This is a genomic window from Aeromonas sp. QDB11, from assembly GCF_027705265.1.
Lineage (GTDB): Bacteria > Pseudomonadota > Gammaproteobacteria > Enterobacterales > Aeromonadaceae > Aeromonas > Aeromonas allosaccharophila.
The window spans coordinates 1-14,040 of the sequence record NZ_JAPDBM010000044.1 but is presented as its reverse complement, the minus strand read 5'-3'; the positions used below and the strand labels follow the sequence as shown (position 1 = coordinate 14,040).

Below are 14,040 nucleotides of genomic sequence, written 5' to 3'. Positions count from 1 at the left end.
GCTCACATTTTTGCAAGTAAATGCACGATTTTTCATAATTAATGTGATCATGCCCAAACAATATACAATCGCAAAAAGGGCCTTGGGTCTCATAGATAACTGGCTTTTATCCCTGCTTCAGCACCTTTTTAAAGTGAAAAATCATGATCGAAACCGATCTTTTTTTGTTAAAACCGGCCAGGGTATGCCAGGAACTACTCGCTCAATTGCCTGAAGGGCTGTCAACCGATGAGCAGCATATCTGGCAAACCATGACCCATCCTGAACGGCGTCAGGAATATCTGGTGAGCCGCGCCCTGCTGCGCCAGCTATTGGCCGAGCGGCTGCAACGCCCCGCCGCCACCCTGCAATTTTGCAACGGCCCCCACGGCAAGCCCCGGCTGCATGATGATGCCTGGTATTTCAATCTGAGCCACAGTGGCAGCTGGCTGGTGTTGGCGCTCTGCCCGCAGGGGCCGCTTGGGGTGGATATCGAACTGGGCAAACGGCGGCATCATCCCCTCCCCTTGGCCCGCCGCTTTTATGCACAGAGTGAATATGAGTGGCTCTGCGCGCTGCCCGCTCAAGAGCAGGAGCGCGCCTTCTACCGGCTCTGGTCACGCAAGGAGGCGGTACTGAAAGCCCACGGCGGCGGCATAGCCGCCGGGCTGGAGAAGGTACGGTTTCTCCCGGATGAAGGGTGGCGACTCGACAACCGGCTCGATGACAGCTCTTATCAGGTACAGGATTGGCCCTTTGTCAGCGGCTGGCTCAGTCTTGCTGCAGCGGCAACCGCCGTGACGTTTTACCGGCTGGATGAGCGCTTGAATTGCCAGTCGCTCAACCCCATGTTACTCAACACCCTTTCTGAAGAGTCCAACTCATGATCGTCGACATTACTCCCCAGAATTTTCACGCTGAACTTATCGATGCGTCCATGAAGAAGCCGGTCGTCATCTATTTCCATGCTCCGCAGATGCCGGAGTGTCAGGGGATGACACCGCTGATCGAATCACTGGTTGGATCCGCCAATGAGCAGGTCACCCTGGCCAGGGTGGATATGAACGATCCCCAGTTGCAGCCGCTGGCCAGCCAGCTCGGTCTGCGCGCCCTGCCCGCGCTGGTGCTATTCCATCAGGGTCGCCCTGACGAACAGGGGATCATCGAAGGGCCGCAGGATGAAGCCACCCTGCGCCAGTATTTCGCTGCCTTCGCCCCCAAAGAAGAGGAAGAACTGCTGGCCAAGGGGCAACAGGCACTGGCTGACGAGCAGCCCAGCATCGCCTATGCCCATCTGACCAAGGCACACCAACTGGCCCCAGAGCGTCACGACATCAGCCTGTGGCTCATTCAGGCCGCGCTCGACCTCAATCTGCTGGAGGAAGCGCAGGAGCGCCTCGGCACCATCCCGATGGTGGCGCAGGATGGTCACTTCCATACCCTGAGCTCACGGCTGGCGCTCGCCCTGCAAGCGGCAGACAGCCCGGAGCTGCGTGCGCTGGAAGCCCGCCATGCAGAACAACCCGATGATTTTGCCCTGACTCAGGAGCTGGCGGTGCAATACAACCAGGCTGGCCGGCAGGAAGAGGCGTTGGGACTGCTGCTGGAGATCCTCAAGCGGGATTTGGCATTCGGCGATGCCAGAAAAACCTATCTCGATATTCTGGCGACCATGGGCAGCACGCCGGCGGCGCAGAGTTACCGTCGCAAACTCTATAGTCTGCTCTACTGATCGGAATCGAACTGGCTGGTAATGATGGGGGAGTGCCGGGAGACCGGCATGACCTCATGGGTCAAGTACGAAGAAGATGCTGTGGGAATAGTGTAGAAACGGTGAATTTCAGGCAAAAAAAAATGGCGCATAACTGCGCCATTTTTTTCGCATGGATTACTTCTTGTAAGAAGTAGCCATGTTGTCGATGCGCTGGTTAGCACGCATAGCTTCTTGCTTGGCTTCGGCAACATCAGCAGCGATTTTGGACTGATCAGCACGAACTGCGCTAACATCTTGAGCCAGTTGGTCAACTTTGTTAGACAGATTCTGAACGGAAGTTTCCAGTTCGCTGGTGTTTGCACAACCGCCCAGCAGAGCGGACAGACCAACAACACCTACCAACAACAATTTTTTCATTTTTAAAGCTCCCTTGAACTCGCCAGACGTTTAGCAAGCGGCGTGATTATGGCACAAAAAAATCATACTTTGCATAGTCCCCACCACAGATAAATGCATTAAAACCCTCATTTTTTTTTGAATGAACAGTTTTTGTCCAGATTCGTCTAAAAAATGAGTGCCGCGTGGTGAGGGCACGGACAAAGGTTAACCAAATTTTTGCCTTATTACAATTTCGTATGAGGCTCAGGCACTCTGTTCTGACAACAATTGACGATATTGCACCAGATCCTCGATGGTCAGCACCGGCATCTGGTGCTTGCGACCAAACGCAACCAGGTCTGGCAGACGTGCCATCGAGCCATCTTCCCTGGTCAATTCACACAGTACACCAAACTGTTTGAGACCGGCCAACTGCATCAGATCGACCGTCGCTTCGGTATGACCACGACGGGTAAGCACCCCACCGGTTCGCGCCCGCAGCGGGAATACATGACCCGGGCGGTGCAGATCACCCGGTTTGGCGCCATCGGCGATGGCTGCACGGATGGTGGTGATGCGATCAGCCGCCGAAACACCGGTCGTGACACCCTGCGCCGCTTCGATGGTCACGGTGAAGGCTGTCTGGTAGTGGCTGGAGTTGGCTTCCACCATCATCGGCAGTTCGAGCTGGCGAACCCGCTCGTCTGGCAGGCAAAGGCAGACGATGCCGGAGCACTCGCGGATCATCAGTGCCATCTGTTCATTGGTCATGGATTCGGCGGCGAAAATGAGGTCGCCCTCGTTCTCCCGATCTTCATCGTCGGCCACCAGCACGCCGCCTCCGGCACGCAAGGCAGACAGGGCCGCTTCGACACGGGCAACGGGATCACCGAATTCACTGAGTAGAGACTGATTCATGGTAAAACTCCTAAACAAGACAAGGACCAGAATCAGGGCATGGAAAGGCAGACAGAGAGGAGCATGCAGCGGCCAGCCCACAAGGGCCAACGCGGCAATGTCTGTCTTATCCTCTTTCATCCGGACTATGACCGTCGGCTCCGGCATCTCACCGGATCTGCTGACCCCGACCCGGCAATCAGCCGGGTCGGGCGCTCGCGGGCTCCCCGAGTCAATCGGGATACCGCCGGTGGGGAATTGCACCCCGCCCTGAGAATAAGCGCAGACAGCCTAAAGAAAAACGGTTGCAGATACCAGCCAAAATCCCCCGCTGGCTGAAAAGCGTTTCAACATTGCGCCCGGGATCGCGCTCTGCGGCCCGCTCGCCAGCGCGAGAGGCCGTGACTGGCGAATTTCTTTATGGCGCGGATCGGTTTATGGCATAGTGCCCAAAACAAAAAACAGAGCCCGAAAAAGAGCCTGAACAACGCTGCCTGCGCAGACAGCAGCGCCAACACCACAAACGGAAAATGACAGAGATGGAAAAGAAAATACTGCTCACGGATTGCCCGGATGCCAAAGGGCTCATCGCCAAGATCACCAACATCTGCTACAAGCATCAGCTCAACATCATCAAGAACGATGAGTTTGTGGATCACGAGAACGGCCGTTTCTTTATGCGTACCGAGCTGGAGGGGCGCTTTAATGACGAGACCCTGCTGGCGGATCTAGACGATGCCCTGCCCACCGGTGCTCAGCGTCGTCTGGTCAAGGCGGGCAAGAAGCGTATCGTCATTCTGGTGACCAAGGAGACCCACTGCCTCGGCGACATTCTGATGAAGAACTACGCGGGCGCGCTGGATATGGATATCGTCGCGGTGATCGGCAACTACGACACCCTGGCCGAGCTCACCGGCAAGTTCAATATTCCGTTCCACACCGTCAGCCACGACGAGTTGAGCCGTACCGAGCATGAAGAGCAGGTACGCGCCATCATCGACAGCTATGAGCCTGACTATGTGATCCTGGCCAAGTACATGCGGGTGCTGACCCCGAGCTTCGTCGAGGCCTATCCGCGCAAGATCCTCAACATCCACCACTCCTTCCTGCCCGCCTTCATCGGTGCCCGCCCCTACCGGCAGGCGTTCGATCGCGGCGTCAAGCTGATCGGTGCCACCGCCCACTTCGTGACTGACGATCTGGATGAGGGCCCCATCGTCGAACAGGACGTGATCCACGTCGGTCACGCCTTCAGTGCGGACGACATGGCCAAAGCAGGCCGGGATGTGGAGAAATCGGTGCTGAGCCGCGCGCTGGAGCTGGTGCTGAACGAGCGGGTGTTCGTCTATGGCAACAAGACGGTAGTCTTCAAGTAATTCGCCCACACGGCACGCATGAGAATGCCAGAAACAACAACGGCTCCTGCGGGAGCCGTTGTTGTTTCTATGCCAAATATCAGAGCGGCAGATCGTTCACCGTCACGACGCCCTTCTCCAGCTTCAGCTCGGAAGTCAGCGCTTGCTTGTCGGCCTTCAGATAACCCATCAGGGTCAGCTGATCGAGCATGGGGGCCAGTTGCGGCACCGCCTTGCCCAGCTTGTCGCTGAGGTTGGCATGCAGCACGCCGCTGAGAGACTGCATCCCCGCTTCGCTGTTGAACAGTTGCTCCAGCGAGGTCGATGCCAGCTTCACATCCCCCTTCATGGTCACCGCCTCACCGTTGAGCCTGGCGCTGAGATCAGCCAGCTCCAGGGTCGCGCCACGTTTGAGCATCTTGTCCAGCGCCTGCTGGATGGCGGCATCTTCAACCCCCTTGCCACCGGCGGCCTGCAACCCCTGATACCCTTCCAGATCCAGACCGTTGAGGTTGAGCGCCAGCTTGCTGTCGGTGACCGCCAGGGTGTCGGTCTCGTTCTCCAGATCCAGCTTGGCAATCTTCATCTGATAGCTGCTGGAGAGGGTCTGGGCATCATCGCCGGTCAGCTGGGTCTCGGTAGTCATCCCTTGCAGGGCGACCTTGACGCTGTCAGGCAGTTGCACCGTGAGGGCCGAGAGGGTCATCTCGCTCTGGGGCGAGAGGAGCACGCCGCTGATCTCGGCAATGTCGGCGCTCCCTTTCATATCGGCCAGCACCAAGTCCATCTTGCTCTGCTCTTCGTGGACCGTCATCCCTTGCCAGGCCATGGTGATGTGGCCATTCCCCTCCAGGTTGCCGTGAAACTCGCCGGAAAGCGGCAGGAAATGGAACTCGTCCAGCCCCTGTTTGACCTTGAACTCATTGGCCCAGAAGCGGCTGCTGTTGCCCTGGGTCCAGAGACTGGTGACCGACTCCAGACCGATCTCCCACTGCTCCATGCCCAGTGCGGTAAAGACCGGCGCCATAGTGCCATTATGGGTATCGAACAGGAGGTGGCTCTTGATATAGAGCGGCAGGATCCGGCTCTTGACCACCAGTTGCAGCTCGATGGGCTGACTGCCCTCCAGTTCACTGTCGATGGTAGCCAGCTCCTCCGGCGTCACCACGATCTTCAGGATCCCGTCCCGGGTGAAGAGGTTGCTGCTGCCCGGCTGCCACTGCATATCGATGCCGGTCTCTTGCTCTACCTTGGCAATCTGCTCCGCCATGATGTTGTCAAAGCTGTTGCCCGTGTACCAGCACGCCGCCAGACCACCACCTACCAGTGCCGCACCCACGGCGAGGGCCACTATCTTTTTCATATATTCATGTGTCTCCAGGGAGTTGTCACTGCACTCTAGGGGCGTACTCGGGGCGAGGCAAGTGCAATCAGATGGCGCCCCAACATTCTTCCGATTCGCCACAACCTCACAGCAAGGGACTGAAGAGATAGAAGATGTTCTCCATCGCCTTCTTGTACCAGGGGCGTGCCTGCCATTTGGCTAGCGTCATCGGGGTGGCCTCCGCCATATAGCCTTGCACCAACCGGGTCATCTGGGCCACGAACGAGGGGTTGTCCACCAGCAGGGTCACCTCGAAGTTGAGCCAGAGGCTGCGCCGATCCAGATTGACCGTCCCCACCAGCGCAAAGTCGTCATCCACCAGCACGCTCTTGGTATGGAGCAGACCGGCATCGTAGCGGTAGATCTCCACCCCGGCCGCCAGCAGCTCCTCCATAAAGGCGTTGCAGGCGTAATTGGCCATGATGGAGTCGTTGCGCGCCGGCAACACCAGTTGCACCTGCACGCCGCGAGCCGCCGCCGAGCTAAGTGCGGCAGCCAGCGGATCGTCGGGCACAAAGTAGGGGGTCGTCAGCACCAGATGGCTGCGCGCCTGATAGATGGCGAGCAGCAGGCTCTGCTGGATGCAGTCGCCACCGACGAAGGGGCCGGACGGAATAAGCTGGGCACGGTAGTTGGTCTGGGGCCAGGCTTCGGGATCGTGTTGCAGGCTGTCGAGCAGCCGCTCGCCGGTCTCCATCTCCCAATCCCAAACGAAGATCGACCACATCAGCGGCACCATGGGTCCCTGCACCCGGATCATGATATCGACCCACTGGCCGACCCCGGCATCTTGCTTGAAGAAACGGGGATCCACCATGTTCATGGAGCCGGTGTAACCGACCCTGTCATCGATCACCACCAGCTTGCGGTGCATCCGCAGATCCTGACGCTGGAACACAATGCGCCAGGCGCCAACCGGCAGCACCTCCACCAGTTTGACCCCCGCCTTGCGCAGCTTTTTCGGCCAGTGAGAGCGGAAGAACTGTTTGCTGCCCACCGAATCGAGCAACAAGCGACAGTCCACGCCGCGTTGCGCCACTTCGATCAGCGCCTCGCACACCTCGTCAGCATCGCCGCCCGGGTGCCAGATGTAGTACTCCAAATAGCAGGAGAGGGTCGAGCGGCGGATATCCTGCGCAATCTCGCGCAAGATCCAGTCCGGCTTGTTGAGCAGGGTCATGCGGTTGCCGGAGAGCATCGGCATGGCGAGCCGCCCCTGGATCAGATCGTGCAGCGGTTGCGCCTTGGCGCCCACTTCGCAGCAGTGCTGAGGGAACAGACGGGCCAGCTGGCGGATCCAGATGGCGTAAGGACGGTACATGGCCTGGGCGCGCTCGGCGCGGCGGCGCCCCAGCTTTATCTCACCAAACAGCACATAGAAGCCCACCCCGGCAAACGGAATGGCGTAGATCAGCGCCAGCCAGGCCAGCGACACACCGATGGGACGGCGTTTCATCACCACCCGAAATGACACCCCGGTGACGATAACTGTGTGAAAAAGCAGTAGCAGCCAACCCAGAAAACGGGAAAACAGCAGTTGAAGATCATGTTCCAGACCGTTGAGCAACGGGGGCTCCTTCTCATCGACAAACAGTGCGGTGGGCAGACCCCAACCGGCCGCAATGGTATGCTGTAAGGCAAATCCATTCTATCAGGTCGCACGCATGATCCTGCAATCTATGCTGCTCAGCCTGGCCATGCTAGGCCAAGGCTCATATGACATCAATGAGCAACAGATAAACCAGTACCTGCAATCCCAGGTGCAAGTCGATAAACAGCTGGAACTGCCCGGCATCATCAAGGCTCATGTGAAGCTTGAGCAGAGCGATGTCCAGATTGGCCGCCAGCGCCCCGACACGGCACGGGTCTATGGCAAGGGCAAGCTCAAAATCGCCCTGCCCGACAATACCGAATATGACGCCCGCCTGCAGATGACCTATGAGGCGAGGCCCCGCTATGACAAGGCCCAGAGCGCGCTGTTTCTGGATAACATGAAGCTGGTGGAGTACAAGCTGGAGCCGGAAGCGGCCGAGAAGAAGTTCGGGCTGATGCTCAACATGCTGCTGCAGAGCATGGAGAAACGGCTCGAGACCAAGCCGGTCTACAAACTCAATGACAAGGATCCGGATCAGGCCTGGCTGAAGGAAAATCTGCTGGGGCTGGAGCTGTCACCGGGCAAGATCCACCTGTTGACCAACCCCCGCTAAATAACTCAATTCAGGAGGGACTGGGTGGTATCCCGTACCAGCAGCTCCACCTGATAACCCTGCTGCTGCTGCCGCTCGTAGAGGGAGAAGAGCGACCCGCTCAATTGGTTGAGGGGCATATCGGCAAAACCGGCCTTGAGATAGAAGGGCTTCTCGAACGGGAGCGCCTGACAGACCACCGGTTTATCCGCCAGACCGTGGCAAGCGTGCTGCAACAGCCGTGACCCCAGTCCCAGCGACTGGTAGTGGGGCAACAGGCGAAAGCCGCACAGATGGTAAAACTCCTCCTCGTCCCGCAACCGTACCGCCCCCACCAGCCAGTGAGCATCACGCACGACAAAGATCCGCTCGGCCAGATCCGGCACATAGTGGGAAAACGTCGTTTCGTAATAGTCCCTGATAAGGGAGAGGTCGGCGTCGCAGTACTCTTCGAAGGTGAGTTCCATCGCCAGCTTGCTTGTCACAGACAAATCCTTTGGTAATCAATTATTAGTGCCAGATACGGTGCGCTAATCCGACCAGCTGACGCCAGCACGATAGCATGCCTTTCGTCAACAAAAAAGCAGGCGTCATGGCGACGTTGCTGACCCGGTGGAAGAGACCGCCTGACTGCCAACGCATGGCTTCACGATGACAACCCTTTATTGCGGTGGATACTTTGATCCCGGTCACCGAATCGGGTCATTTGCCCCCTGCTCGCCGCTTGTTCTGCCCTCGTCATGATGCTTTACTCAACATGGTCATCACAGGAAGGAGTATTACGGTTGAAAGCATGGATGCTGGCAGGCCCTATGTTGTTGATCCCCCTGAGTGGATGGAGCCAGATTCCCCCGCCCGCAGAGGTGGTCTTCCTGACTGCAGACCCCTCCCCCCTGCGTCCGGCCAATGATGCCGCGCCCGCCCCGCAAACCGGGGCAACTCAAACGGCGGCAACCGCCGCTGGCAGCAACAAGCAGATCCAGGTCTATAAATCGGTGCAGCAAAACGGGGTAGTACGCTACTCCGACATGGCGCCAGAACAGGGCCATTACGAGCTGCTGCTGTTCAACGACTGCTTCGCCTGCGATCCCAAATCCAATGTCAACTGGCAGACCACCGGGCTGTTTCTCTATGACTATGCCAGCACCATCAAGGCCGCCGCCAAAACCTATCAGGTTGAGCCTGCGCTGATCCGGGCGCTGATCCATGCGGAATCCGCCTTCAACCCGCTGGCGGTCTCCCGCAAGGGGGCGATGGGCCTGACCCAGCTGATGCCCGCCACGGCGCGGGAACTGGGAGTCGGCAATGCCTTGCTGGCGGAGCAGAATATTTTCGGCGGGGTGAAATATCTGGCGGGACTGCTCAAGCAGTATGACGGCAACGTGGCACTGGCGACTGCGGCCTACAACGCCGGGGCTGGCGCGGTACAAAAACATGGCGGCATCCCGCCCTATGCGGAAACTCGCGCCTATGTGGAGCGCGTCCAGCTGCTCCACCTGCGCTACAAGGAGATGCTGCAGGCCAAAGGGCTGTGACGCTCGGCCCGGCCCATTCTCTCTTTCCCCCCTCCAGAAACAAAAAACACGCCCGCAGGCGTGTCGATACCACACGTTGTTTCGCCAATGATTACTTCTGCTCAGTCGCCACCAGGCGATAAGCCAGCGCCCCCAGAATGGCACCGACAATCGGGGCAACCCAGAACAGCCACAGCTGACTGACCGCCCAGTCACCGACAAACAGCGCCACGCCGGTACTGCGGGCCGGGTTGACCGAGGTGTTGGTCACCGGAATGCTGACGAGGTGGATCAGGGTCAGGCACAAGCCGATGGCGATCGGGGCAAAACCGGCAGGTGCGCGGCTATCGGTGGCCCCCATGATGACGAACAGGAAGAAACCGGTCATCACCATTTCGCACACCAGTGCGGCAGTCAGGCTGTAACCACCGGGAGAGTGCTCACCGTAGCCGTTGGAGGCAAAACCGGCGGAGAGCTCAAACCCTGCCTGACCACTGGCAATCACATAAAGCACGGCAGCGGCAGCAATGCCGCCCAGCACTTGCGCCACGATATAAGGCAGTACACCGGATGCCGGGAAACGACCACCCGCCCACAGACCGACGGTGACGGCCGGATTGAGGTGACAACCGGAGATATGGCCGATGGCAAACGCCATGGTCAGCACGGTCAGACCGAAGGCCAGCGAGACCCCCAGCAGACCAATCCCGACGTGAGGGAAGGCTGCAGCCAGCACGGCACTGCCGCACCCGCCCAATACCAGCCAGAAAGTGCCCATAAACTCGGCAGCAACAGGTTTCACAATATTTCTCCCATTTGAGGTAACACCGAACAGACCCGAGAAGGGCCCATGCTTGAACAAGCGCAGCATTATGGGAGTGTGAGTCCAGATTGCGAACCCTGCCGCCAAGGTTCATCGAATGTGACATCCATCACAATTTATTGATTAGATAAGAGATTTGTCATTAAGACTGCTGACAGCATGTCGCATGCCCAAGGGCGTCATGCGACAACTTGTGACACCGTTTCGCTCGACTGCTTATCTGTTGAACGATCAAAACGGAGGCGTGGTCAGTTCCCTACCGGAGTAAAGCGGCTGACAACCTGTCCCTGATGCTCAATCCACTCCATGAACATGGCGACAGGGCGGGCATAGACCTGACCATCCTGCTCGGATTGATAGATCACCAGCTGCTCCTGGGTTTCGGTGTGCAGGGCCAGGGCAAGCACTTGATAGTAACCCCCCTTGAAGTGGCGATAGCGGCCGGGAACGGGTGCATGCATGGGAAACCTCGCAGGAATAGACACAGATGAGCGGACCACACAACGATGACACCGTCGGTGCCATTCAACTCATCGCAAAGGGGAATGAAGACGATTTTTTACACAAGCCAATCGTGCCACAGGATCCGGATATTGCAACACAGTCGGGCAGCTTTGTTAATTCGTTCCCCATGTTTCACTGGTGAACCTCGGTTAGCACAAACGATCGTGCTAAATTTAACGTTCTAGCAACCCTGTTTCAGGGCTAAAAATCAGGGAATTCTTCTAAAAAGAGGATTGTTCTAGCATTCAATTCTGTGAAGAATAGGGGAAAAGAAATTTGATACTAAAAATCGCCTTTTTCGCCAACGCGTCCCCATGGGGAAGGAATCACAGTCACCATGTTCACTATCGACAAGTCGCACAAGCTCGACGATGTCTGCTATGACATCCGCGGCCCGGTGCATAAAGAAGCCCGCCGTCTCGAAGACGAAGGCCACCGCATTCTCAAGCTCAACATCGGCAACCCGGCCCCGTTCGGCTTTGATGCGCCGGAAGAGATCATCAAGGATGTCATCCTCAACATGCCGCTGAGCCAGGGCTACTGCGACTCCAAGGGGCTCTTCTCTGCCCGTAAAGCGGTGATGCAGTACTACCAGCAAAAAGGGATGCGCAAGGTCGATATCGACGACATCTACATTGGCAATGGCGCCAGCGAGCTGATCGTGATGGCGATGCAGGCGCTGCTCAACAATGGCGACGAGATGCTGGTGCCCTCCCCCGACTACCCGCTCTGGACCGCCGCCGTCACTCTCTCCGGTGGCCATGCGGTGCACTATCGCTGCGATGAAGGAGCTGACTGGTATCCGGATCTCGACGATATCCGCGCCCGCATTACCCCGCGCACCCGCGGCCTGGTACTGATCAACCCCAACAATCCGACCGGTGCCGTCTACGGCAGCGAGTTCCTGCTGGAAGTGATCGAGATCGCCCGCCAGCACAACCTCATCATCTTCGCCGACGAGATCTACGACAAGATCCTCTACGACGATATCTCCCACACCAGCGTCTGCACCCTGTGTGACGATGTGATGGTGGTGACCTTCAACGGCCTCTCCAAGGCCTACCGTGCCTGCGGCTTCCGTCAGGGCTGGATGGTCATCACCGGTCCCAAGGGCCGTGCCCGCGGTTACATTGAAGGGCTGGAGATGCTGGCCTCCATGCGGCTGTGTGCCAACGTGCCGATGCAGCACGCCATCCAGACTGCGCTTGGCGGCTACCAGAGCATCAACGAGCTGATCTTGCCGGGCGGCCGCCTGCGCAAGCAGCGGGACAAGGCATGGGAGCTCTTGAACGAGATCCCCGGCGTCTCCTGCGTCAAGCCCAGAGGGGCGCTCTACATGTTCCCGCGCCTTGACCCCAAGGTGTATGACATCCGCGACGACCAGAAGATGGTGTTCGACCTGCTGCAGCAGGAGAAACTGCTGCTGGTGCAGGGCACCGGCTTCAACTGGCCGGCGCCGGATCACTTCCGGCTGGTGTTCCTGCCCCGCGAAGAGGAGCTGGAGGATGCCATCGGTCGCCTCGCCCGCTTCCTCAAAGGCTACAAGCAGTAAACAAAGCCAATGAAAAAGGCTCCTTACGGAGCCTTGTTGTTATCCGTGCTTTTATCCGTGCCATCAGCCGTGCAGCAGGGCACCGGCCACCAGCACCGCCATGGTGATGAGGGCTACACCGATGATAAAGGGCAGCACCCAGCGCACGAAGCGATCGTAGGGGATCTTGGCGAGCGCCAGACCGGCCACCAGATGAGCGGCGGTGGGGGCAAACAGGTTGATCCAGCCGGAGGCGGACTGATAGGCGGTGATCACCAGATCCCGCGAGATGCCGGAGAAGTCCGCCAACGGCCCCATCAGCGGCATGGAGACAGTCGCCAGCCCCGAGGTGGAGGGGATAAAGAAGCTCAGGATGATGTGCACCAGATAGGCCATCAGGATGAAGACCGACGAGGAGAGTCCGGTCACCAGCCCTTCGGCCCAGTGCAAAATGGTGTCGATGATGACGCCCTGCTCCATCACCACATAGATGCCGCGCGCCACCGCCACTACCAGCGCCACCCCGATCAGATCCCGCGCTCCGTTGAGGAAGGTCGCCACATAGTTGGATTCCGGCATCCGGTTGATCAGCGCAATCAGGATGGAGGCGCTGAAGAACAGGGTGGAGAGCTCGTCAAACCACCAGCCAAAGGTGGGCAGCACATCGATCCCCAAATCCGACCAGGGCACCACCGCATAGATCATCAGCAGGAAGGTGCCGAAGAAGACCAGCATGGTGAGCTTTTGCTTGCCGGTGAAGGCAAGGTTGCCGCTCTTCATCTGGGAGAACTCGTCGTCATAGGTGATGTCGGCCAGCACGGAGCGGGACTTGTCCTGCTGCACCTGCTTGGCGTAACGCATCACGAACCAGGAGGCGAAGATCACCAGCAGCAACCACTGGATGACCCGCAGGCCAATCCCCTCACCGATGGGGATACCGGCAAAACCGGAGGCAATGCCGGTGGCAAACGGGTTGACGGTGGAGGCGAGCACCCCGACCCCGGAGCCGAGCAGAATGATCCCCGCCGCCACCATGCGATCGAAGCCCGCCGCCATCATCACCGGCACGATCAGTGCCCAGAAGGCCACCGTTTCCTCTGCCATGCCGAAGGTGGAGCCGCCGAGGGCAAAGAGTGCGATCAGCACCGGGATCAGCAGCCGCTCACGGCCAGCGAAGGCACGCACTATGGCCCCCACCCCGGCATCAAGCGCACCGCTCTGCATGGTCACCGCCAGAAAGCCGCCGATGATGAGCACGAACAGTGCGACGTCGGCCGCCTTGTGAAAGCCCTGAATGGGGGCCTTGAGCACCTCGAACACCCCTTGCGGGTGGGCGGGTAGCTCGGTGTAGCTGCCGGGCACCGGCAACAGCCGCTCGTCGCCGCTGTAATCAGCCACGGCCGCTGCCGCCACCGGCTGCTGGGTCTTGGCGGTGACATAGTTGTATTTGCCCGCTGGCAGCACCCAGGTGAGGGCGGCCATCAGGGCGATGATGATGAAAAGCAGGGTATAGACAGTGGGGAGTTGGCGCTTCTTGGGCGCCTCGTTTGGAGTGGTCATAGCTTCCGTTCCTCGGCAATGCCGTCTGTGATCCGATCAGCGCAAGACTAGCGGGTTTGATATGGGAAAAAGGTGATCGCTGATAATAAAATTCCGCAAATTAGCGAAATGTTTGCCAAAAAAACAGGGCCCCGCGGGTAATGCCAGTCAGTTAAGCCTGACTGGCATTGTTTTTATTGGCTTTTTTCACACTATACCTCTGGGGCCTTGGCTTC

15 protein-coding genes and 1 riboswitch are annotated in these 14,040 nt (G+C 58.5%); of the genes, 7 read left to right on the top strand and 8 right to left on the bottom strand.

Translation table 11 applies throughout. The annotated features are described in order from the left end of the window. Positions 1-143: 143 nt before the first annotated feature. Together OKC40_RS14940 and OKC40_RS14935 are read left to right on the top strand one after the other, a co-directional pair. Positions 144-866: a 4'-phosphopantetheinyl transferase family protein gene (locus tag OKC40_RS14940; protein ID WP_270795747.1), complete on the top strand. Its 723-nt coding sequence runs from the start codon at positions 144-146 to the stop codon at positions 864-866. Beyond that, positions 863-1,711: a tetratricopeptide repeat protein gene (locus OKC40_RS14935; RefSeq protein WP_270795745.1), complete on the top strand. Its 849-nt coding sequence runs from the start codon at positions 863-865 to the stop codon at positions 1,709-1,711. The genes OKC40_RS14940 and OKC40_RS14935 overlap by 4 nt, the downstream gene beginning before the upstream one ends. A gap of 156 nt (positions 1,712-1,867) precedes the next feature. Here the strand turns inward: OKC40_RS14935 and OKC40_RS14930 are convergent, their stop codons facing one another. Together OKC40_RS14930 and ribB are read right to left on the bottom strand one after the other, a co-directional pair. Then, positions 1,868-2,110 carry an Lpp/OprI family alanine-zipper lipoprotein gene (locus tag OKC40_RS14930; protein ID WP_005334342.1) on the bottom strand — a complete coding sequence of 81 codons (243 nt, stop codon included), beginning with the start codon at positions 2,108-2,110 and terminating at the stop codon, positions 1,868-1,870. A 225-nt stretch (positions 2,111-2,335) separates the two neighbouring features. Then, positions 2,336-2,989 carry a 3,4-dihydroxy-2-butanone-4-phosphate synthase gene (ribB, locus tag OKC40_RS14925; RefSeq protein ID WP_270795743.1) on the bottom strand — a complete coding sequence of 218 codons (654 nt, stop codon included), beginning with the start codon at positions 2,987-2,989 and terminating at the stop codon, positions 2,336-2,338. A gap of 104 nt (positions 2,990-3,093) precedes the next feature. Continuing rightward, positions 3,094-3,250: riboswitch (FMN riboswitch) on the bottom strand. 257 nt (positions 3,251-3,507) lie between these two features. Between ribB and purU the strand changes: the two genes are divergently transcribed. Further along, entirely contained in the window at positions 3,508-4,344 is an 837-nt protein-coding gene (gene purU / locus OKC40_RS14920; protein ID WP_042655976.1) for a formyltetrahydrofolate deformylase, read from the top strand. Positions 4,345-4,423: 79 nt separating this feature from the next. Here the strand turns inward: purU and OKC40_RS14915 are convergent, their stop codons facing one another. Further along, complete coding sequence (locus tag OKC40_RS14915) at positions 4,424-5,686, bottom strand: DUF945 family protein (protein ID WP_270795742.1); 1,263 nt, start codon at positions 5,684-5,686, stop codon at positions 4,424-4,426. A 106-nt stretch (positions 5,687-5,792) separates the two neighbouring features. Beyond that, positions 5,793-7,274 carry a cardiolipin synthase gene (gene cls / locus OKC40_RS14910; RefSeq protein WP_270795740.1) on the bottom strand — a complete coding sequence of 494 codons (1,482 nt, stop codon included), beginning with the start codon at positions 7,272-7,274 and terminating at the stop codon, positions 5,793-5,795. Positions 7,275-7,371: 97 nt separating this feature from the next. Between cls and OKC40_RS14905 the strand changes: the two genes are divergently transcribed. Beyond that, complete coding sequence (locus OKC40_RS14905; RefSeq protein ID WP_058052102.1) at positions 7,372-7,914, top strand: DUF1439 domain-containing protein; 543 nt, start codon at positions 7,372-7,374, stop codon at positions 7,912-7,914. Positions 7,915-7,919: 5 nt separating this feature from the next. On the opposite strand, the gene OKC40_RS14900 is transcribed toward OKC40_RS14905, so the two are convergent. Further along, positions 7,920-8,360: a GNAT family N-acetyltransferase gene (locus OKC40_RS14900; protein ID WP_270795774.1), complete on the bottom strand. Its 441-nt coding sequence runs from the start codon at positions 8,358-8,360 to the stop codon at positions 7,920-7,922. A 318-nt stretch (positions 8,361-8,678) separates the two neighbouring features. Between OKC40_RS14900 and OKC40_RS14895 the strand changes: the two genes are divergently transcribed. Further along, positions 8,679-9,428, top strand: coding sequence for a lytic transglycosylase domain-containing protein (locus OKC40_RS14895; protein ID WP_442865899.1), 750 nt, complete (start codon positions 8,679-8,681; stop codon positions 9,426-9,428). Between the two features lie 91 nt (positions 9,429-9,519). Here the strand turns inward: OKC40_RS14895 and aqpZ are convergent, their stop codons facing one another. Both aqpZ and OKC40_RS14885 read right to left on the bottom strand, forming a co-directional pair. Further along, positions 9,520-10,209, bottom strand: a complete 690-nt coding sequence (aqpZ, locus tag OKC40_RS14890; RefSeq protein WP_270795738.1) for an aquaporin Z — start codon at positions 10,207-10,209, stop codon at positions 9,520-9,522. 269 nt (positions 10,210-10,478) lie between these two features. After that, positions 10,479-10,691 (bottom strand): DUF1653 domain-containing protein, encoded by a 213-nt coding sequence (locus OKC40_RS14885; RefSeq protein WP_234601702.1) that lies wholly within the window; start codon positions 10,689-10,691, stop codon positions 10,479-10,481. Between the two features lie 26 nt (positions 10,692-10,717). Between OKC40_RS14885 and OKC40_RS14880 the strand changes: the two genes are divergently transcribed. Together OKC40_RS14880 and OKC40_RS14875 are read left to right on the top strand one after the other, a co-directional pair. After that, entirely contained in the window at positions 10,718-10,876 is a 159-nt protein-coding gene (locus OKC40_RS14880) for a hypothetical protein (RefSeq protein ID WP_162518129.1), read from the top strand. A gap of 195 nt (positions 10,877-11,071) precedes the next feature. After that, on the top strand, positions 11,072-12,286 hold the full coding sequence (locus OKC40_RS14875; protein WP_042058000.1) for a pyridoxal phosphate-dependent aminotransferase: 1,215 nt from the start codon (positions 11,072-11,074) through the stop codon (positions 12,284-12,286). Positions 12,287-12,349: 63 nt separating this feature from the next. On the opposite strand, the gene OKC40_RS14870 is transcribed toward OKC40_RS14875, so the two are convergent. Beyond that, positions 12,350-13,825, bottom strand: coding sequence for a YfcC family protein (locus tag OKC40_RS14870; protein WP_270795734.1), 1,476 nt, complete (start codon positions 13,823-13,825; stop codon positions 12,350-12,352). Positions 13,826-14,040 lie beyond the last annotated feature (215 nt).

Excerpts from the sequence above, each read along its gene's own strand:
- OKC40_RS14940 (WP_270795747.1), top strand. The coding sequence starts at position 144 with ATGATCGAAACCGATCTTTTTTTGTTAAAACCGGCCAGGGTATGCCAG.
- OKC40_RS14935 (WP_270795745.1), top strand. The coding sequence starts at position 863 with ATGATCGTCGACATTACTCCCCAGAATTTTCACGCTGAACTTATCGAT.
- OKC40_RS14930 (WP_005334342.1), bottom strand. The coding sequence starts at position 2,110 with ATGAAAAAATTGTTGTTGGTAGGTGTTGTTGGTCTGTCCGCTCTGCTG.
- ribB (WP_270795743.1), bottom strand. The coding sequence starts at position 2,989 with ATGAATCAGTCTCTACTCAGTGAATTCGGTGATCCCGTTGCCCGTGTC.
- purU (WP_042655976.1), top strand. The coding sequence starts at position 3,508 with ATGGAAAAGAAAATACTGCTCACGGATTGCCCGGATGCCAAAGGGCTC.
- OKC40_RS14915 (WP_270795742.1), bottom strand. The coding sequence starts at position 5,686 with ATGAAAAAGATAGTGGCCCTCGCCGTGGGTGCGGCACTGGTAGGTGGT.
- OKC40_RS14905 (WP_058052102.1), top strand. The coding sequence starts at position 7,372 with ATGATCCTGCAATCTATGCTGCTCAGCCTGGCCATGCTAGGCCAAGGC.
- OKC40_RS14900 (WP_270795774.1), bottom strand. The coding sequence starts at position 8,360 with ATGGAACTCACCTTCGAAGAGTACTGCGACGCCGACCTCTCCCTTATC.
- OKC40_RS14885 (WP_234601702.1), bottom strand. The coding sequence starts at position 10,691 with ATGCATGCACCCGTTCCCGGCCGCTATCGCCACTTCAAGGGGGGTTAC.
- OKC40_RS14880 (WP_162518129.1), top strand. The coding sequence starts at position 10,718 with ATGAGCGGACCACACAACGATGACACCGTCGGTGCCATTCAACTCATC.
- OKC40_RS14875 (WP_042058000.1), top strand. The coding sequence starts at position 11,072 with ATGTTCACTATCGACAAGTCGCACAAGCTCGACGATGTCTGCTATGAC.
- OKC40_RS14870 (WP_270795734.1), bottom strand. The coding sequence starts at position 13,825 with ATGACCACTCCAAACGAGGCGCCCAAGAAGCGCCAACTCCCCACTGTC.